The 19058-nt window shown below is 67.2% G+C and carries 19 protein-coding genes; 3 read left to right on the forward strand and 16 right to left on the reverse strand.

Going from position 1 to position 19058, the window contains the following annotated elements:
- Nucleotides 1–62: 62 nt before the first annotated feature.
- From ER13_RS17515 to ER13_RS00730, 3 genes are all read right to left on the reverse strand, one after another.
- Complete coding sequence (locus tag ER13_RS17515) at nucleotides 63–1283, reverse strand: alpha/beta fold hydrolase (protein WP_197019687.1); 1221 nt, start codon at nucleotides 1281–1283, stop codon at nucleotides 63–65.
- A complete protein-coding gene (locus ER13_RS00725) occupies nucleotides 1280–2392 on the reverse strand; it encodes a cytochrome P450 (RefSeq protein ID WP_197019688.1) in 1113 nt (370 codons plus the stop codon). Before ER13_RS00725 ends, ER13_RS17515 begins: the two co-directional genes overlap by 4 nt.
- A gap of 363 nt (nucleotides 2393–2755) precedes the next feature.
- A complete protein-coding gene (locus ER13_RS00730; protein WP_035305335.1) occupies nucleotides 2756–3871 on the reverse strand; it encodes a GAF domain-containing protein in 1116 nt (371 codons plus the stop codon).
- Nucleotides 3872–4008: 137 nt separating this feature from the next.
- On the opposite strand from ER13_RS00730, the gene ER13_RS00735 reads away from it, so the two are divergent.
- Both ER13_RS00735 and ER13_RS00740 read left to right on the forward strand, forming a co-directional pair.
- Complete coding sequence (locus ER13_RS00735) at nucleotides 4009–5625, forward strand: GMC family oxidoreductase (protein ID WP_035305338.1); 1617 nt, start codon at nucleotides 4009–4011, stop codon at nucleotides 5623–5625.
- 135 nt (nucleotides 5626–5760) lie between these two features.
- Nucleotides 5761–6474, forward strand: coding sequence for a response regulator (locus ER13_RS00740; protein ID WP_081836061.1), 714 nt, complete (start codon nucleotides 5761–5763; stop codon nucleotides 6472–6474).
- 42 nt (nucleotides 6475–6516) lie between these two features.
- On the opposite strand, the gene ER13_RS00745 is transcribed toward ER13_RS00740, so the two are convergent.
- From ER13_RS00745 to ER13_RS00800, 12 genes are all read right to left on the reverse strand, one after another.
- Nucleotides 6517–7362 carry a response regulator transcription factor gene (locus tag ER13_RS00745; RefSeq protein ID WP_155988045.1) on the reverse strand — a complete coding sequence of 282 codons (846 nt, stop codon included), beginning with the start codon at nucleotides 7360–7362 and terminating at the stop codon, nucleotides 6517–6519.
- 138 nt (nucleotides 7363–7500) lie between these two features.
- Nucleotides 7501–7830: a nuclear transport factor 2 family protein gene (locus tag ER13_RS00750; RefSeq protein ID WP_052004659.1), complete on the reverse strand. Its 330-nt coding sequence runs from the start codon at nucleotides 7828–7830 to the stop codon at nucleotides 7501–7503.
- Nucleotides 7831–7922: 92 nt separating this feature from the next.
- Entirely contained in the window at nucleotides 7923–8696 is a 774-nt protein-coding gene (locus tag ER13_RS00755; RefSeq protein WP_035305340.1) for an anti-sigma factor, read from the reverse strand.
- On the reverse strand, nucleotides 8693–9211 hold the full coding sequence (locus tag ER13_RS00760; RefSeq protein ID WP_035305343.1) for an RNA polymerase sigma factor: 519 nt from the start codon (nucleotides 9209–9211) through the stop codon (nucleotides 8693–8695). Before ER13_RS00760 ends, ER13_RS00755 begins: the two co-directional genes overlap by 4 nt.
- 9 nt (nucleotides 9212–9220) lie before the next feature.
- Nucleotides 9221–10648 carry a YncE family protein gene (locus ER13_RS00765; protein WP_035305345.1) on the reverse strand — a complete coding sequence of 476 codons (1428 nt, stop codon included), beginning with the start codon at nucleotides 10646–10648 and terminating at the stop codon, nucleotides 9221–9223.
- A gap of 6 nt (nucleotides 10649–10654) precedes the next feature.
- Nucleotides 10655–11077 carry a DUF305 domain-containing protein gene (locus ER13_RS00770; RefSeq protein ID WP_035305350.1) on the reverse strand — a complete coding sequence of 141 codons (423 nt, stop codon included), beginning with the start codon at nucleotides 11075–11077 and terminating at the stop codon, nucleotides 10655–10657.
- A 285-nt stretch (nucleotides 11078–11362) separates the two neighbouring features.
- Nucleotides 11363–11821 carry a hypothetical protein gene (locus ER13_RS00775; protein ID WP_008260774.1) on the reverse strand — a complete coding sequence of 153 codons (459 nt, stop codon included), beginning with the start codon at nucleotides 11819–11821 and terminating at the stop codon, nucleotides 11363–11365.
- A gap of 76 nt (nucleotides 11822–11897) precedes the next feature.
- Nucleotides 11898–12320 (reverse strand): DUF6491 family protein, encoded by a 423-nt coding sequence (locus ER13_RS00780; protein ID WP_035305353.1) that lies wholly within the window; start codon nucleotides 12318–12320, stop codon nucleotides 11898–11900.
- Between the two features lie 67 nt (nucleotides 12321–12387).
- Nucleotides 12388–14160 carry an FAD-dependent 5-carboxymethylaminomethyl-2-thiouridine(34) oxidoreductase MnmC gene (gene mnmC / locus ER13_RS00785; RefSeq protein ID WP_008259130.1) on the reverse strand — a complete coding sequence of 591 codons (1773 nt, stop codon included), beginning with the start codon at nucleotides 14158–14160 and terminating at the stop codon, nucleotides 12388–12390.
- Between the two features lie 80 nt (nucleotides 14161–14240).
- Nucleotides 14241–14564 carry a hypothetical protein gene (locus ER13_RS18185; protein ID WP_008259486.1) on the reverse strand — a complete coding sequence of 108 codons (324 nt, stop codon included), beginning with the start codon at nucleotides 14562–14564 and terminating at the stop codon, nucleotides 14241–14243.
- 149 nt (nucleotides 14565–14713) lie between these two features.
- Nucleotides 14714–15580: a flagellar motor stator protein MotA gene (gene motA / locus ER13_RS00795; RefSeq protein ID WP_008260718.1), complete on the reverse strand. Its 867-nt coding sequence runs from the start codon at nucleotides 15578–15580 to the stop codon at nucleotides 14714–14716.
- A gap of 86 nt (nucleotides 15581–15666) precedes the next feature.
- Nucleotides 15667–17499, reverse strand: a complete 1833-nt coding sequence (locus tag ER13_RS00800) for a long-chain-acyl-CoA synthetase (RefSeq protein ID WP_255343266.1) — start codon at nucleotides 17497–17499, stop codon at nucleotides 15667–15669.
- 288 nt (nucleotides 17500–17787) lie between these two features.
- On the opposite strand from ER13_RS00800, the gene ER13_RS18190 reads away from it, so the two are divergent.
- A complete protein-coding gene (locus ER13_RS18190) occupies nucleotides 17788–18372 on the forward strand; it encodes a hypothetical protein (RefSeq protein ID WP_052004652.1) in 585 nt (194 codons plus the stop codon).
- A gap of 53 nt (nucleotides 18373–18425) precedes the next feature.
- On the opposite strand, the gene ER13_RS00810 is transcribed toward ER13_RS18190, so the two are convergent.
- On the reverse strand, nucleotides 18426–18977 hold the full coding sequence (locus ER13_RS00810; protein WP_008261607.1) for a lipocalin family protein: 552 nt from the start codon (nucleotides 18975–18977) through the stop codon (nucleotides 18426–18428).
- Between the last annotated feature and the right edge of the window lie 81 nt (nucleotides 18978–19058).

The raw sequence follows: 19058 nt of genomic DNA on the forward strand, positions 1-19058 counted from the left end.
AAGCTGACAGGCGTCGTCAATATTTCATACGCACGTCGTCAATCTGTACTGGACAATCAACCTCAGATACACAGATCCGCCCCGTCATTGACGAACCGGCAACCTTCTTCGGCTCCGTGCCGAGGCTTTGCGCCGCGATGCCGCACGGGCCGCAAGGGTAGGGGGATCATCCAGCCCGGACCGCACTGAGCCTTCGGCGTAGGGTGCGGCGCTGAATGTTGAAGCGGCGCCGCGCTCCGTCCCGGTCGAGACCCGGCCGGTTCAGCCGGAGACCGGCATTGGACGGCGGCGGGGAGGCAGACGCTTGCGGCCTGGGGCAGGGCGTCGCCCCTGGCCATTGTTCTCGCGTCCATTCCGTCTGGCGCGGCGGGTTCGGTCTCCGCCGTGTCCGGCGCGTATCCGGCTGACTTCAGAAACCGGATCATGGACTGGTTGAACAGTTCCGGGCTCTGCCAAGGCGCGAAATGCCCGCTGTCCGCCAGATACTGAAGACCGGCGCCCGGGATGGCGTCCGCAATATAGGCGGCATGCTGCGGCGTTATGAATTCATCCTCCGAGCCCGCGACGATCAGAACCTGGGGCGCCCGGATCAGGGCGAGTTGACCGGGGCCGTAGTGAAGTCGCGTTGTCTGCATGGTCCTGACCGCCCGGGTCAGCCCGGAGAAATCCGGGGCGGGCGAGAGCTCGGCATAATCGGCGGCGAGGCGGGGCCCCACCTGCCGCAGGATCGGCGCATCGCCGGCGTCCTTGCGGACACCCTGCAGATCCATATTGGCGCCGAACGCATAGATGGGGCCGAGTTGATCGCCTCGGTCCATGCCGAGCACGAGCGCCGTTATGGCGCCGTCGCTCCAGCCTATGATTGCGGGTCGGTTCAACTGCAGATGATCGATCACCGCTCCGACATCCTCGGCCAACTGATCGTAGCTCAGAGGTGTCGAACCCAGGGTGCTGCGACCGTGGCCCCGGCTGTCAATGAGGATGACCTGATAGCCGGCGTCAAGGAGAGCGGGGACCTGTCGGCCCCAGGCCCGGTGGCTGGACAGTCCTCCGTGCAACAGGATCACAGGGGGACCGCTGCCGATCACGCCGTACCAAAGATGGGCAGCCTCTCGCCAGACGCCGCCCTGTATGGGGATCCTGGGCAGGGCGCGCTCGGGCGGCAGGCTTTCGAGCGAGGATGGGTGCGGCGAACAGCCGAGAAGGCCGGGCAAGAGGACGAGCCCCAGACCGAGGGCGCGCCATGTCATGCCGCGCGATCGTTTGAAGTGGATCTGGGTCACCACGTCACCTGCAACTGGCCGATGCGTCGGATCCCCGCATAGCCCTCCACCTTGACCGGCGGCCCGGCGAGCCGGAGGTGGGGCAGTTTCCGGCAAAGGGCCATCAGACCCTCTTCAAGTTCCAGTCGGGCCAGGGCCTCGCCGATGCACCGATGCGCGCCGGCGCCGAACGCCATGTGCCAGCGAACATGATCTTGCCGGTTGATGAGGAAGGCGTCCGGATCCTGGAAGCGGGCCGGATCACGCATGGCGGAGAGGGTGGACAACGACACCAGATAGCCGGCCGGAATGACCATGCCGTCCAGCGTGATCGCCTCTGTCGAGAACCGGGGGAAGGAGCCCACCGGCGGTTCGAACCGCAGCGCCTCCGCCACGGCCGCGCGCGCAAGGTCAGGATTGTCGCCATAGTCGGACCAGTCTGCACCGCGCTCGGCCAAAAGGCTGACCTGCACCGCCAGTGCGCCCCGGGTCGTGTCACTGGCGCCGATGATCAAGGTCACGATCTGGACGGCGGCTTCGGCCTCGGTCAGATCACCCGCGCCGATGGCGGCGAGCATGTCTTCAAGCAGCGCGGCGGGGGACGTCTGGCCTGAAGCCGCTTCGGCTACACGCGTCTTTACATAGTCTGTGAGCCAACGGGCCCCATCGACCATTCGGTCCATATCTTCCCCGGGCAGGGCCGGCGCAAAGGCGGGAGAGACTTTGTAAACCGCCCGGGCGAACTCTTGCGCGTCGCTCGCCGGGGCGCCGAGGAGCTGGCTCATCACCAGGGGCGGCAGGGGCGCGCAGAAAGCCTGGACCAGGTCCGCCGCGCCATCGGCCTCAAAGCCGTCGATCAAGCCTTCGGCGGCCGTCCGCACCGTATCGCGCAGGGACTCGATGGCCGGGAAGGCGAAGGTGCGCGACAGGGGCGCCCGTCGTCGGCGATGCGCCTCGCCTTCTGACAGCAATACGGATGTCGCCAGGAGGTCGAACAACGGACCCGGCGGGACGCCGCGCATGCGCGCATAGAGAGCGCCGTCGATCTGCTGCGTCCTGGGATCGTTGAGAAGCCGCTCGACATCATCCGCGCGGAGAACGAGGCAGGCCCCGTCCTCTCGTTGGATCACGGGGCTCTTTGAACGCCATTGGCGAAACAGGCCATGGGGGTCGCGCTCCAGGTCCAGTGAGGAGACGACAGGGATTGGCTCGCCTGACGGGGATAGCTCAAGAAACGGAGCGGGTTGCTGGTCCGCAGTGGTCGGATGATCGTCCTGGGGGGCGGTCCGTGTCGTAGTCATCGCTGGTCCTGTAGGTCGGAGCGGCGGCCGTACAGGCGCTGTGGGCCACGGCCGATGCGACATGTTCAGCGCGCCGTGTCACTGGCGAGCTTCAGGATCCGTGATCATCGATGACAGATGAAACCACTTGGTCGGCGCATGGGCGCGGATGATCGGACCGACCCCTCGATCCGTCCGATCAAAGTCGCCGGGTCAGTGAGACTTTCGGTCCAGGGCCTCCATGGCCCGCCGCAGACGACTGTGGGTCGCCCGCAACTTGATCTCGTCCGAGACAAGCGCCGCCAGGTTCGTGAGGATCGCCCTCTGGTTGTCATCAAGCGTGCGTGGACGGGTGTCGATGACGCACAGGGATCCGAGAGTGAAACCGTCGGGATCGACTACAGGGCATCCAGCATAGAAGCGGAAGTTCGGGGCGTCCGCGACAGCCGGGTTGTCGGAGAAGCGAGGGTCGGCGGACAGATCCTCTGAAATCATGCAGCTGTTCTGCAGGATGGTGTGGTTGCAGAACGCCCAGCTTCTCGGCGTATCGGCCATCTCCAGCCCATGCCGCGACTTGAACCACTGCCGCGTCGGCGTCAGCAGGGTGATCAGCGAGATGGGCATGCCGAGCGTCTGCGCCGCCAGCCATGTCAGTCGGTCAAAGGCGTCCTCGGGCGGAGTATCGACGAGGCCGGAGCGTTCAAGAGCGAGTAGACGCTGCGCCTCATTGCCGGGAAGGGGAAACAAGGAGGTCGCCTCCAGACCCTCGCCCGGCTGATCAGGTCCCCTTACGGCCGCCTCGGCCGCCTCGGCCAGATCGTCGATGTCGTCGATGAACCGAACCCGGCCCGCTCCTTGGGACGCGTCGACGACAGTCTGGCGGCCTTCAGGACCGACGACCAGTATGACGGTGTGTTGCAGGGCGACATCGGAGCCCAGCGCATGGAGCACGCCATCAGCGACGGCGAACGACTCTGCGTCGATGACCACGGCCGCCGGCGAGCGGCCGCCTATGTCCAACAAGGCGGTGAAAGGCTCGGGATAGGTTTCGACAAAGCAGGAAGGCGCGCTCTCAAGCGCGGCCTTGAACTGCGGCAACCGTTCGGGCCGCGCAATGACGATGACCCTGGCCGAGGCCGGCGTGGCCGGGAGTTCCTGACCCTTGACGAGCGCAACGACGTCGCTCCGGTAAACCCGCCGATGGCCGCCGGGCGTCTTCCACGAAGGGATCGATCCGCCCTCGATCAGCAACTGGGCGGTTCTGACCGACACGCCGAGAATCTTCGCGGCGTCCGTGGTGGTCACGATCTCCTTCTCGGCGGCGTCCATGGTCTCTCCTGCGGCTGATCGCGGTCTCGCGTCAATATGGAGGCGCGCTCCCGCTCCGCCACACCGCCGCCAAAATCTGGTGCATTTGATGAAATTGGTAGATTTGATACCTAAATCGTCAATGTGGAGATTTGAGAATGTCGGATGGACTGCAAACCGATGAGGGGGAGTTCGCGGCCCGCGTCGCGGCCAATCAGGCTCAGCGGCTGTCGAACCTTCGGAAAACATACGATTTCATCGTCTGTGGCGCGGGCAGTTCGGGCTCGGTCCTCGCTCGACGACTGGCGGAGAATCCGGCTGTCCATGTGCTGCTGATCGAGGCCGGCGGGAGTGATGATCGGCCGAGCGTCATGGAGCCGGCCGCCTGGCCGACCAACCTGGGCAGCGAGACAGACTGGGGGTTTGTGGCCGAGCCAAATCCCGAGCTGAACGGACGGGCAATGCCGATGTCCATGGGCAAGGTTCTGGGCGGCGGTTCAAGCATCAACGTCGGCGTCTGGGCGCGTGGCCACCGCAGCGACTGGGACTATTTCGCCCAGGAGAGCGGCGACGAGTCCTGGGGGTATGAATCCGTCCTCGGCCTCTACCTTGAGATTGAGAACTGGCAGGGTGCGCCCGATCCCCTGTATCGGGGCACGGGCGGGCCAGTCTTTGTGCAGCCGACGCCCGATCCGGGGCCGGCGGCTCTGGCGATGCTGGACGCCGCGCTCGAGCTCGGCATACCCACTTACGATAGTCCGAACGGCCAGATGATGGAGGGGGACGGCGGTTGCGCCATCTCCGACGTCCTGACGCGGAACGGCAAACGGCATTCCATCTTCCGCGCCTTTACCTATCCCTACCTGGACCGGCCCAATCTGACGCTCCTGACCCGCACCCAGGTGAACCGGGTGATCGTTCAGAACGGTCGCGCCGTCGGGGTCGAAGCGGTGCGGGACGGGGTGGTCGAACGGTTTGACGCCGCCCATGAGGTCATACTGTCGCTCGGCGCCATCATGACGCCGACCGTCCTGATGCGTTCCGGGATCGGCGACGAGGACGATTTGCGCGCCGCAGACATCAAGGTCTTTCATCATCTGCCCGGCGTAGGCCGCAACCTGCAGGACCATGTGTCCTTCGGCTGTATCTGGGAATACCGCGAGCCGATCGCGCCGCGGAACAGCGGCAGCGAGGCGACCCTCTACTGGAAGACCGACCCCGCCCTGAGCGAACCAGACTTGCTGTTCTGTCAGGTCGAGTTCCCCGTGCCGAGCCCCGAAACTGCTGGCCTTGGCGTCCCGGAGCACGGTTGGACCATGTTCGCCGGCCTCGCCCACCCCAAGAGCCGCGGGCGGGTTCGCCTGTCGAGCGGGGATCTCCTGTCCCTGCCGCGCATCGAACTCAACACCTTCAGCCATCCGGACGATCTCCGCGCTGCGGTCGCCTGCGTCCAGCTGTGCCGCGATCTGGGCAACACCCGGGCCTTTGAGCCGCTGGTCGCGCGTGAAGCCATGCCCGGCCCGTTGGGGCAGGCGGACATGGAGCGTTACGTTCGAGACGCGGCGGTGACCTACTGGCACCAGACGTGTTCGGCCAAGATGGGGCGGGACGCGCTGTCCGTCGTGGACGGCAGTCTGCGCGTCTATGGTGTCGAGGGGCTGCGCATCGCTGACGGATCGGTGATGCCGCGGGTCGCGACGGGCAACACCATGGCGCCCTGCACGATCATCGGTGAGAAGGCCTCGCGCTATATCCGCGCGGCTCACGGGGTCTAGGGCCGGAAGAACGGGCGGCCGCTGGTTGGAGACCGGCGGCCGCCTGCCCGGTCAAGGTCGAAGCGCCTGTTCAAGTGCGGGGCGGGCCTCGTCCAATCCTCTGCAAGTCTGTTCATGTCAGGAAAGTGCTTCTTCATGATGTACGCTCAAAGACACGTCCTCGTCGTCGACGACAACGCCTCAGCCCGTGATGCGCTTGGCGGATTTCTCAGCGAGCATGCCTTTCAGGTCAGCACGGCCGCCGACGGCGCGGCCATGCGGCGAATTCTCAGGGCCCGGCCCATCGATCTGGTGGTCCTCAATCTCGGGATAAGGCGCGAGGACGGCCTCGATCTTATGCGGGGCGTCGTCGATCGGGACGAAGCCCCCGTGATCAGCATCACCGATGCTGGCGGCGGCGAGCCGGACAAGGTCGTTGCGCTGGAGCTGGGCGCTGACGATTGCATGAGCACGCCCGTCAGCCCGCGGGAATTGCTGGCCCGCATTCGCACCGTCTTGCGTCGCGCGCGCCCGGCGAAGGCGCGGGAACGCGTCCGGTGGCGGTTCGCCGGGTGGGAGCTCGACCTGCGTCGGCGAAGCCTCACCTCGCCGGACGGCGCCTTGGTCAAGCTCACGACAGCGGAGTTCAACCTTTTGACCGCCCTCTTGAGGAGCCCGAACCAGATTCTGACCCGTCATCAGTTGGTCACGGCCAGCCGAGTCCATCCGGACGAGGTGAATGACCGCAGCATCGACGTCATGATCCTGCGGTTGAGGCGAAAGCTTCAAACCGCGCCCGGCCCTCAGCGCATCATCCGAACCGAGCGGGGCGTCGGATATGGGATCGCCGTTCCGGTTGAAGCCTTTTGACCGGTCAGTTGGGGATCGCTCGGACCGATTTCTGCGGTTGCATCAGGACGCCTCCACCTCCGCCTTGAACATATAGCCCAGGCCCCTCAGGGTCGCGATCGCCTCGGCGCCGTCGGGTCCGGTCTGGAGCTTGCGCCGGAGCCGCAACACCTGAGCATCAATGCTGCGGTCCGACAGGTCCTCGCGCATCCCCGTGGCGTCGAGCAGATCTTGACGCGACAAGACGCGTTGCGGCGCGACGATGAAGGCGTTGAGAAGCCGGAATTCGCCCAGGGTCAGGACGACGACAGCACCCTCCCGGGACAGGCGCCGTGTGCGGCAATCCAGTTCCCAGGGGCCGAACCGGACGTGCGTGCGGGGATGCAGGCGGACCGCTCCGCACAAGCGGTTGCGTCGGCGCAGGATGTTGCGGATTCGGGCGCTGAGCTCGCGCGGATCGACCGGATCGTCGAGATAGTCGTCGGCCCCCAGTTCGAGGCCGACGATCCTGTCGGCCGCGTGGCGCGAGTTCGCCGCCATGAGGATAATCGGAACCTCCGACGCCGCACGCAGGCGCCGCAGAAGGTTGAGACCGTCGCCGCCGAGCTCGAGGTCCAGGATCACCAGGCTTGGATGGTCGCCGAGACGCCGAAACAGGCCGGCGGGGGTTTCCGTCGTGACAACCCGCATCCCGTCTTTCTCAAGGGGCGAACAGAGGTCCTGAAGCGGACTGGCGGCGCGGGCGGCGAAAAGGATGCGAGGCCGGACGGTCAGCAGGTCGGACGGATGACCGACCGCCGCCGGAGCCTGGGGTCGCCCATGGTCGTTCGCTGCGCCCGCATCCGCCAGGGAGGCCTGACGGGTCGCCGGACCCATTGTGGAACGGGCTTGGGAAGCAGGCGTGGTCATAGGCTATCGTTACAGGTCGGGCACGCAGAGAGGTGCGAGAAACCGGTTGCGGCTGAAACAGTCCCGCATTGTCCTATTTTGCGAATGACCCTATGGGCCTGGATGTGTTGGATCGAGCGGAGGGGCGTTGCTCCGCCGTCATGCCGCCTCCATCGTCTTGATCGCGCCGCCGTCAAGCTCGAAGGCGAGGACGAACCGCCGGGGGCTCCCCTCGAAGTCGCCGGTCTTGACGCCCTCGACGACGATTCTGCTGGTCTCGTGGCATAGGGTGTCCGGAGTGAGGACCGTCCCGTTGGCGGCCGACGTTTCCTGGATCCATGTGCGTATCGCCGGGCGGCCCTGATGACGCCGGCCGTCGTCACTGACGACGACGCCGTCGGCGGCGAAGGGTTGCACCATGCCTTCGACGTCGCCTCGCGCGATGGCGTCCACATAGTCGGCGATCGGATTGGGAAGTCTCACGTACATCTGGGTCTCCAAGGTTAGAAATGAGCAGTCGGGGACCGAACCCCTCGTTCAGTGGCCCGAGTTCGCGCCGCCGATCCGACCTGAGAGGGTGATCAGGAGAAGGGTGTCTGCCGTCGAACATCCTCGGCCACGGGAAGCAGATCCGTCGATGCACGGGGCGCCACGACGCTGAAACCGAGACCGTCCCGCGACCATGTCACGCCGTCCAGCGCGCCGTAGGATTGCTCGGACATGGACCGGTTCTTTTCGATCTCCATCGGCCGCATCATCACGGCCAGCCGCTCGGCGGCCGCCCCCTCGTAGACGAACAGGGCGGCGGGACCATTCGGCGTCGTCACCAGTCGGCCGCCGAGGAAGCGATAGCCGGCGCCTTCCAGATCCGGGGGTTGCACCGGCGTATCGAGACGATCGGACACCCAGCGGGTCAGCGTCGCACGCTGGTCAGACGCCAGTTCGACCGGGCGGCGCGTGTCTGAGGCGTAGACCACATAGTTGTCGACGGCCTCTCGACCGAGGGCCTGAATGCCCCGCGCCGGGGGTGAAACCGCCTCGCGCCCCATCCAGCCCGACAGGCCTCCGATGCAGAGAATGGCCGCGGCCGCCGCCATCTGACGCCTTCCGGCCAAGGTCTTCCGGCGACGCTCGACAAGGGCCTTCAGGTTGAGTTCCGCGGGCAGGGGTTGGTCGGAGACCGGCGCCAGCGCGTCGCGCAACGCCTCGCCGTGTTCGCGGTAGGCCGCGAATCTCTCCTGCGCCTCGGGATGGGTGTCGAGATAGCGTCGCACCGCGTCGCGCCGGCTTTCCTCGAGCACCCCGTCCAGAAAGGCGTGGAGGTCGTCTTCGCTAATCGGGCGGTCCCCGGTCATTTGATCCTCCTTAAATGACATCTGACGGGCGTGTCTTCGGCCATCGCACTGGCCAGCCGGGCGCGTCCGCGAGAGAGCCGAGACATGACGGTGCCGAGCGGCACGCCCAGAATACGGGCTGTCTCGGCATAGGACAGGCCTTCGACCGTCACCAACAGGATCACGGCTCGATATTCGTCCGGCAATTGATCCAGTGCGCGCAGAACGTCGGCCCGGGCCAGTCCGTGCTCCTGGGCTGGCGCCACGGACAGAAACGCCGGATCGACCGTCTCGATCGCGGCCATCACTCCCCTTCGGCGAAGCGAGCGCCAGCGATTGACCGCCAGATTATGCAGGATGGCGTAAAGCCAGCTGCGGGTGTCGCCATCGCCGCGGCGTTGCCCCCACCGCGTGACTGCGCGCTCCAGACAATCCTGGACAAGGTCGTCGGCCTCGGCTGGATCGCGAACCAGGGCGTTGGCGTATCGCCGCAGCCCCGGGATGACCGGCTCGATCAACTGGCCCATGTCCGTCATGTGCTCATCCTAGGGCGCCGCGACCTGAATCTGAACCGGAGCCCCGGGCATGGCCGCCGTGCCGGGGGCGATCACCAGATAGCGCCGCGACACACCCTGTTCGGCGCGGACCTGCTGGCGAATAGGCCCCAGAGCATTGACGATGGCGGCGCCGGCGGGATTGCTCGTGAAGGCGGCGATCGGCTCCAGGGGGCCAGAGCCGTCCGCAGCGTTCGCCAGGGCCAGGACATAGGGCGAGCGCGGCGTCAGCCCCGACACCGATCCCTGTACGACCTGGATCAGGCCTTGATCATACAGGCTGATGGTGGTGTCGGCCTCCGTCCCGTCGCTGACGCGCATGCGGATCAGGACAGAACCGGCGTCAGACCGAGGCTGCAGGTTCCGGTCGCCGGCGCCCGAGGGCGCAGCCCCGGGCACATAGACGACGGCCTGGGGCGCCTGGCCGACGCCGACATTGGCGACCACCGTGTTGGAGGCGGTGTCGATCACCGCCAGTTCGCTGGCGTTCTCCAGACCGACATAGACGCGCGATCCGTCCGGCGACGCCCAGAGGCCGTGCGGCAGGGCCCCGACAGGGATGGTCGCGACGGGGCTGAAGTCGTCCGTCCGGAAGATTTTGACCGCATTCTCCCCGCCCACGGTCACATAGGCCAACTGGCCGCGCGCCGTCCGGGCGAAGTTGACGTGGTTGGTGAGAGGGCCGGTGTCCAGGGTCGCCAACACGTTGAACGGAGGACGGGCGTTGAAGGCCACCGTCTTGCCGATGTCCTTCAGGGTGAACCACACCTGCGACCCGTCCGGAGAGGCGGCGATGTTGGGGCAGAAGGCGCTGGGCTGGGCCACTTCCCCGACAATCTCATGGGTGGCGGCATCCACCACCACGGTCTTGGGATTGAAGGACGAACAGATGTAGCCGTAACGACCGTCCGGCGAGAAGATCGTCATTCCCGGCCCGCCAGGCGTCTGAATGCGATGGATCTCGTTGTAGCTGACCGGGTCGATCACCGAGACATAGTCCTCGCCGCGCACGGTGACCCAGAGTTCCTCGCCGTCGGGGGTGAAGAAGGCCTCGTGCGGAGAGCGGCCGATGTAGGTGACATGTTTCACCGCATTTGTGGCGGTGTCGATGAAGCTGACGGAGTTGGAGCCGATCGACACGACCGCCAGCGTCTTGCCGTCCGGCGAGAAGCCCAGACCGTGAACCAGCAACTGTCCGCGGTAGAGAGGGCTGAAGTTGGCCGGCGACGGATCCCCCAAACGGATCAGACCCACCAGGCGGTTGGTGGAGGGATCGGTGACCGACACGGTGTTCGAGAACTGCTCCGCCGCATAGACGCGATCGCTGGACTGTATGGGGGCGACCTGGGCCTGGGCCGCGCCCGCGACGAGAAGGGCGGTCGAAAGGCTTGCGGCGAGGCCAAGGATGGGACGAGTCATGGGGCTTCAGCCTTCGTGATGGCGGCGCGGGCCTTCGACGCCGACGGGCGCTGTGGGCGGGGGGCTGGTCGGGGCCGGATAGGAGGCAGGCAAGGGCTCGCCCACGGCGAGGCGCAGGGCGGCGATCTCCTGCTGTTGCTCGACGATGATTTCCTGGGCGAGACGACGAATCTGTTCGTTGTTGCTGTGGCGAAGCACCGCCACGGCCATATCGATGCCGCCCTGATGATGCGGGATCATCATGGCCACGAAATCCCTGTCGATGTCGCCCGTCGGCTGGATTTCCATGGCCGCGTGCATCCGGGCCATGACCGCGTCGTTTTCGACCAGAAATTGCTCCGAAGGCGTGCTCGCCGCCAGCGGTGTGGACAGACCAAGCGCAGCGAGCACGGCGAACCGGATCACGGACTTGCGGGAGGAGATCGACATTGATCGCGGCCTTTGATCGGACAGGGTGGACTTGATCGATAGACACCGCGAGGCGGCCTATTATTCCCGGCGATGGCCTTTTTCTGCGTCTAGCCCTGATCCACGGCGCCTATCCGCCTTGCACTGCGGGCCGAAACCCAGGGTCCGTGGGGCATTTCCTGCCGCGCGGAGGCAAGCGACGCCACGCCGGTGGCGGCCGCTGACTGATACCAAAGATGAGGTGTCTCCGACGGCTCGCCGGACGTGCGGGCGCCGTCGGTCGCAGAGCCGCCCCGCCGGGGGCGCCTAGCCCCCGCGCCCGCCGGCGATGAAGGCGGCGATGGTCGGCCAGGGCGCGCCCTGGGGGCGCATGTCGTCGCAGGCGAAGGACTTGAGGGCGCCGTACACGCCGCCGGAGGGGGTGGCGTCCCAGGGGGCGTCTTCGGCGATCCGTTCCGCTTCCGCGCCGTCCGGGCCGTGGACGATGGTGGCGACGGTGCGGGACTGGCCGTCCGAGCAGCGGACCGCCAACTCCTCGACCTCATGGCTCTGATCGGCCGCGTCGCCGTGTGCGGGAACGCGGGCGAAGCGGGCCGTGGCGACGCCGTCGACCGGCGTCAGGGTGTCCTGATCGATCAGATAGACGGTTCGGTCGCTGGCCGAGAAACGGGTCCAGGTCTCGGCTGCGGCCGGCGTCGCCGCCGTCAGGGCCGCGACGCCGACAACCGTCAGTGTGGCAAAGGTCAGTTTGGCGATTCCGCGCATGTCTTCCTCCCGTGAATGAGAGGATTTGATACCCGTGGTCGCCCGATTTCAAGCCGCCCCTGCGACCGGCGGCGGATCAGGGTCGGGCGCGATCCGGCAGGGCGGCCACCTCTTCCGCGGTCAGCGACTTGGTGACGAAGGCCCGGCAGGTGCGGCGACCCGGGTCGGCGTTCGGCACGAGGATCTGGACCGGATCGCCGACGCAGACGGTGTCGGATCCGCCGAGGGTCGGCGTCACGGCGATGGACACCGCCGAATCCAGATCCCAGCAGGCGCCGCTGGTGTTGATCTGGAACACATCGTCGCGCAACGACCGGATATAGAGGTCGGACTGGCGATCGGTGCGGAAGTTGCGCACGCTGTCTGTACGGAAGCAGCGGGCGACGGACTTTTCGCCGTCGGCGGCGGCCGCGGCCCTGGTTGCGGCGGGCGCGCAGGCGGAAAGGCTCATGGCCGCCACCGTCGAGGCGGCGAGCGCGGAGGTCAGCAGGATACGCATCGAAGTCTCCAATACGGAATCTGGAACAAGGAAGAGACGCCGCACATGAACACAGCCTGAAGGCCGATCAAGCCGGCCCCAGACGGTCAGGATCGATCCGTCCAAAAAGCGTTGCAGGAAGCGGCGAAGGCGTACCGGCGATCAGGGCGGCGACATGTTCGCCCAGCAGGGGCGCCACGCAGAAACCGCGTGAACCCAGGCCCGACAGCAGATAGAGCCCGTCCGCTCGACGCCCCGCCAACGGCAGCCGGTCGCGTGTCGTGGCCCGGATGGCGACCCGACGATGGCGGACGCCCGTCTCAGCCTGGGCGGCCAGATGCGGCAGGCGCGCGCGCAGGGCGTCCAGGTTCCGGGCGCTGTCCGCATCGCGCGCCTCCAGGGTCACGTCGCCGCGGTCGTGGGTTGCTCCGAACAGGACGCCCGTGCCGGTGGGCGCGACATAGCCGCCCCAGGCCACGCCCGGAGACGCCGGACCCTCGACCCAGTCGGCCTGGCCCCGGACGGGCGACAGGCCGGCGTCCGCCAGCAATCCGGCCGTTCCCCAGCCGGCCGTCACCACCACCGCGTCCGCCTGGGCCAGGATCCGGCCCTCGGCGTCACTCAGGGTCCAGCCGGCGTCGCCGCGCTCGATCCGGGCCACGGTCGCGGTGATCATGGGCACGGCCTTCAGCCAGGCCGACAGGATGGCGGCGGCGTGAATCACGCGGGCGTCGGCCATCATCAGCCCGCCCTCGGCGGTCGGTTCGCCCAGTCGGTCTGCAGCGGCCTCGGCGTCGATCACCGACATGGCGCCGTCGCGCCACAGGGACTGGGCGGCGATCTTGTCGAAGCGCGCCGGATCGCGCGCCGCCTGGGGCAGTTGCAGGACGCCCCGGCTCAGAACGGCCCCCGGCGTGGCGTCATACAGATGCCGCGCCCGTTCCAGCGCCTGGGCGTACAGGCCGGCGATGGCCGCATCCCCGGCGTCGAGGCGCGGCGTCGCCAGTCCGGCCGGAAACCCCGATCCCCCCGCGCCGGGCCGCTCGCCCTCGATCACCACCGGCGTGATTCCTGATGCGACCAGGGCGCGGGCCACGGCCGCCCCGGCCACTCCGGCCCCGATGACGGCGACGCGGGGGGCCTGGTCGGGCGCAGGGGCGCCGTCCCGCCGCGCCTCCAGCCGTTCACGCTTGCGGCCGTGGCCGGGCTTCTTCTCGACCACGAAGCCGCGTTCCGACAGGCCGCGTCGAACCGCGCCGGCGACCGTGAAGGTGGCGACTCGCGCGCCGGGGGCCGACCGGGCGGCGATCCGGTCCATCACCGTTTCGGACCACATGCCGGGGTTCAGGGCCGGCGAGAAACCGTCCAGGAACCAGGCGTCGGCCGCTCCCGACCACTGGTCCAGGGCCCAGTCGACGTCGCCGACGGCGACGTCGAGCACCGCGTGGAACCCCGGCAGATCGACCCGGTGAAAGCCCGGCGTCCGCTCCGGCCACGCTTCAGTCAGGGCCAGGGCCGCCTCCGCCAGTTCGGGCCAGGCGCCCAGGGCGCGCCGCGCCTCGTCGGCGGTCAGGGGAAACCCCTCGATGGAGAAGACGTGCAGCCGCCCGCCCTCGGGCCGGGTCCGGCTCCACAGGTCCAGCAGGGCGGCGATGTTCAGCCCGGTGCCGAACCCCAGCTCGGCCACGGTGAAATGGCGTCGCCCGGCCCAGGCGTCCGGCAGGCCGCAGCCTTCCAGGAAGACGGCGCGGGTCTCGGCCAGACCGTCGTCGCGTGAGAAATAGACGTCGCCGAACCGGCCGGAGCGCGGTTCGTCGTCATCGGTCCAGGTCAGGTGCGGGGCGGTGTCGTCGGTCGTCATGGCGGGGCTCTAGCACCTCCGCCGCCGATACGAAAAAGGGCCGCCCGCGGGGCGGCCCCTTTGTGGGTCGGGGGAAGGACTCAGTGGCCGGCGGCCTCGGCCGATCCGTGGTCGGTCGCCGGGGCGGCGGCTTGCCCGGCCGCCGTGTCGGTCGCCGCAGGCGCGCCTTCGGGGGGCTGTGCGGAGGCGGAGGCGGTGGCGGCGCCGGCGTCCTGAGCGGCCTCATTGGCGGCGGCGGCGGCTTCCGCAGCGGCCTGGTCGGCGGTCAGGGCGGCGTCGGCGGCGGTTCCGGCCGCTTCGACCGCGTCGCTGGCGGCTTCCTGAGCCTTTTCTTCCGGCGCCTTCTGGCACCCGGCGATGATCAGGGCGGCGGCCGAGGCGGCGATGAGGGCGGTGATGCGCATGGGACAATCCTCCGAAGGCTGTTCGCGAGGCCGAAAGCCTCGCTGGAAACGATAACGCCGCCGTGAACCTCGGGGCAAGCCGGGATCACGGCGGCGTCATGCCGCGTCTGAAACTCGTCGCGCGGCCGGACGTTCCGGCCCGCTCAGCTTCAGTCGTTGCTGATATTGTTCAGCGCTTCTTCCATTTCGGCGAAGGACGGCTGGGAGGCGGAGGGAATGTCGCCGCGGCCGATCTCGACCGAGATCTGGGCGGCGTTGCCGTGCAGGTGGGCGATCAGCACGGACTGGATCATCTTGTAGTAGGCCGCTTCCTCATTGATGATCGAGGTCAGGCGCGCCGCGAACGGGCCGACCAGGCCATAGGCCAGGAACACGCCCATGAAGGTGCCGACCAGGGCGCCGCCGATCATGCCCCCCAGAACTTCCGGCGGCTCGGTGATCGAGCCCATGGTCTTGATGACGCCCAGCACGGCCGCGACGATGCCCAGTGCGGGCAGGGCGTCCGCCAGGTTCTGCAAGGCGTGGGCGTTGTCGAGATGCTCGTGGTGATGCTTCTCGAGCTGCTTCTCCATCGCATCCTCGACCTGGTGCGGATCCTCCAGGTTCATCGTCATCATCCGCAGGGTGTCGCAGATGAAGTCGACGGCGAAATGGTCCTTCAGCACCTTGGGGTACTTCTGGAAGATGGTCGATTCCTTGGGCTTTTCGATATGGCTTTCCAGCGCGACGACGCCCTTGGATTTCATGGTCTTGGTCAGCTGGAACAACAGCGACAGCAGGTCCTTGTAGTCCTGCTTCTTCCATTTCGGACCGGCGAAGGCCTTGCCCAGACCCGCCAGCGAACCCTTGACCACCGTCATGGAGTTGGAGATCAGGAAGGCCGCGATGCCCGCGCCGCCGATCGCCATCAGTTCGTGGGGCGCGGCGTGCATGATGACCTCGAACTTGCCGCCCGAGATGGCGTAGCTGCCGAACACGAGGCCGAACAGCAGTACGATGCCGATGATCTGGAACATGGAGACGCGGTATCCTGACGCGAGAGGCGTCAAGTGATGACCGTTATTGATTAAGACGGCGTTTCGGGAAACGCCGTCTTATAACGTCACAGCCGGCCTTCGCCGTTCAGAATGGCCGTCCGCCCTGCCGTCGTCAGCTTCTGGTAGCCGGTCTTGCCGCCGCGCACATACAGGGTCGCGCCGGTTTTTTCCGGATCGAACCCGTCGGCCACCAGATCGGCCTTGCGGTATTTGAAGGTGCCGGTCGTTTCGGCCGCCTCGATCAGCCGCACGAAGACGGGCTGGGCGTAGGCGGGCAGGCGGGCCTCGACGTGTTCGGCGAAGGCCTTGGGGTCGAACTTGGCGTCCGTCACCAGGGCGGCCATCCCCGCCTTGCCGTCCTGGCCGGGCACGGGGACGCCATAGACGATGGCCTCGGACACGCCGGGGCCTTCCATCAGCACCTGTTCGACCTCGGAGGTCGAGACGTTCTCGCCCTTCCAGCGGAAGGTGTCGCCCATCCGGTCGACGAAGTAGAAATAGCCCTCGGCGTCCTGTTTCATCAGGTCGCCCGTGCGGAACCAGCGGTCGCCCTTCTTGAAGACGTCGGTCAGGATCTTCTTCTGCGAGGCGGCCTTGTCAGCATAGCCCGAGAAGTCGTGGCGGATGTCGTTGCCGATCTCGCCGATGGCTTCGCCGATCTCGCCGACGCGGGTCAGGCGGCACAGGCCGTCCGGGCCGCGGATCGGCTGTTCGCTGTCCACGTCGAACTGGACCAGGCGGATATTGATCTGTTTCTTCAGGTAGCTCGGCACCCGGCCGATGGCGCCCTGTTTGCCGTCGAAGTTGAACAGGGAGACATTGCCTTCGGTCGAGCCGTAGAACTCCAGCACCTCGGGAATATGGAACCGGCTCTGGAATTCGGGCCAGACGTCGGCGCGCAGTCCGTTGCCGAAGGCCAGACGCAGCTTGTGCTTCTGCTCATAGGCCTGGGGCTTGCTGTTCACCAGATAACGGCACAGCTCGCCGATATAGACGAACATGGTGGCGCCGGACGCCACCACGTCGGGCCAGAAGCTGCTGGCCGAGAACCGCTTGCGGATCACCAGACGCGCCCCGTTCAGCAGGGCCGCGCCGACGCCGACCAGGCCCCCGGTCGAGTGATACAGCGGCAGGACGTTGAAGATCCGGTCCTTGGGCGTCGAACGGGTCGCGCCGGCGAAAGCGCGCATATAGGTGCGGGCCCGCGAATGCGGGATGCGGGCCGCCTTGGGCAGGCCGGTGGTGCCGGAGGTGTAGATATACAGGGCCGTGTCGCGGTTCGTCAGGCCTTCGCGCACCGACCGGGACGGCCGCACGGAGGAGGCGCCGCGCACCGGCTTGTCCAGGCCGCGCCGGTCGCTGGATTCGTCCTCGTCGCCCAGGCCCAGGACCCACAGCATCAGGGTGTGGCCGACCAGGGGGCGGGTCGCCTCGACCTGGCGCCAGCAATCCTCGTCCGCCACCACCTGGAAGGCGTTGGAGATGGTCAGGCAGTGGGCCAGCCCCTGGCCCGTCAGATTCGTGTTGATCAGGGCGGTGGCGATGCCGACCTTGGAGAAGCCGATCCAGGCCGCCAGATATTCGACGCGGTTGGTCATCATCAGGGCGATGGTGTCGCCCCGGTTCAGGCCGCGCCCCTTGGCCCAGTGGGCGTAGCGGTTGGCCATGGCGTCCAGGTCGCGATAGGTCAGGCTGCGGCGCTCGTCCTCGACGGCGACGTTGTCCGCGAACTTGTCGACGGCTTCTTCAAAGTCGTCGCACAGCAGAATGTCGCTATCCAGCTCGATCGGCTTGATACGCTTGAGCAGGCGGAACAGTCCGCGCGCGAAGCGCACGTCCCTGCGGATATTGGCTACAAAACCCATGCTCGCCGTTACTCCGGTCTTTGCGTGTTCCACCCGCGCTCGTGATGAACGAAAGGAGCCTGTTCGGTCAACCGCGAGGCGGACAAACGCCTTAGAAACCACCGCGATCAGACAAGGCCGTGTCCCATTTGTTTCGGTGACGTCGGGGAAATCCAGAGCGAAACGCGCATTTTTCGCCTTATTCGCTCTTTTCTGGCCTATAATAGATCTGATTTCGCCTTAGCCGGGGCCGTATCAGTGCTTCTTCAAGGTCATTGACCGTTTATCGGAACGACCTCGAAGAACAGCGTGTTTTCCTGCCGATCTCATGGAGGACACATCATGTCGATGACTTATGCAGACGTTACGACCAACACAGCCGCCGTCGATGCGACGGGGCGTTCCGCCGACGAGGTCTTCGTGCCACGCTATGCTCAGCGTCGCAGCCGAAGCAACAAATCCGTCAAGACCTGGATGATCATCGCCCCGATCGGCGCCCTGGCGGTGATCGGCACGGCGGCGGCCCTGATGATGGGCGGCGACGCGCCGGCCGCGCCGGCGTCTTCGGCGCAGCCGCTTTCGACCCCGGCGCCGCAGATGCAGACCGCGCCGACGGCTTTGACGCCGGTTGAGACTCCGCTCGCCCAACCCGTCCCTGTCCAGACGACGCCGCAGACGACGCCTGCCCCGGTTCCGCGTCGCGCCGAGCCCGCTGTGCGCCGGGCGGCCCCGTCGGCGCCACCTGCGGAACGTCCGGCCCCGCGTGTGGATAGGCCTGTCGAGCCGACCGGCCCGCGTCCCTACAGCGCCGCCACGGCGGCCTTGAACACGGCGGCCTTGAACACGGCGGCCAGCCCTGCGGCGTCCGCCCCGGCCTCGGTTCAGATCCAGCCGCCCCCGACCGTGTCCGTCGAGCCGGTCAACTGACGCCGTCACCCATGAAAAGGCCCCGGCGTTCGCCGGGGCCTTTTGCTGTCGGCCTATCGCCTGGGCAGGGCGGGAAACTCCAGCCGACTGACGTCATAACCCAGGGCCCGCGCCCGATCCGTCAAGGCGCGCACCTCCGCCTCGCTGGGAACCTCGCGGGTGTAGATGAACAGCCGCTCGAAGGTTGGATCCGCCGAAATGAACCAGCTGTAGTCGTCCGCCCGGTCCAGCACCCAGTAGTCCCAGGTCACCAGACCATGCAGGTACCGGACCCGCAGCTTGGCGTTCATGCCGGGGTCCAGAATACGGCCGCCGCCCTCGATGGCCTTTTCCTTGCCTTCCGGCGAGCCGACCTGACAGGTGTCGCGCACATGGATGCGGTCCGCCTTGACCGGAGTGTAGATCGAGGCGCCGGCGACGCAGCCGGCGGTCAGCCGGTCGGGCAGGCGGGCGACCTCATGCCAGCGCCCGGACCACAGACGATCCACGTCGACGGCCTTGATCGGCTGGGGCGCACGGTATTCGGCGGGGGAGGGGGCTGTGACGCAGGCCGCCAGCGCGGCCGAGGCGACGACGGCGGCGATCAGGGATTTGACGATGGGCATTGCGACTCCATTTCAACGCCATAAAGTCGCCACACGCGGCTCAGTTCCACAAGGCGGACGCCGCCCCTCGACCGCCAGGTC

The organism is Brevundimonas sp. EAKA, assembly GCF_000698025.1.
GTDB lineage: Bacteria > Pseudomonadota > Alphaproteobacteria > Caulobacterales > Caulobacteraceae > Brevundimonas > Brevundimonas mediterranea_A.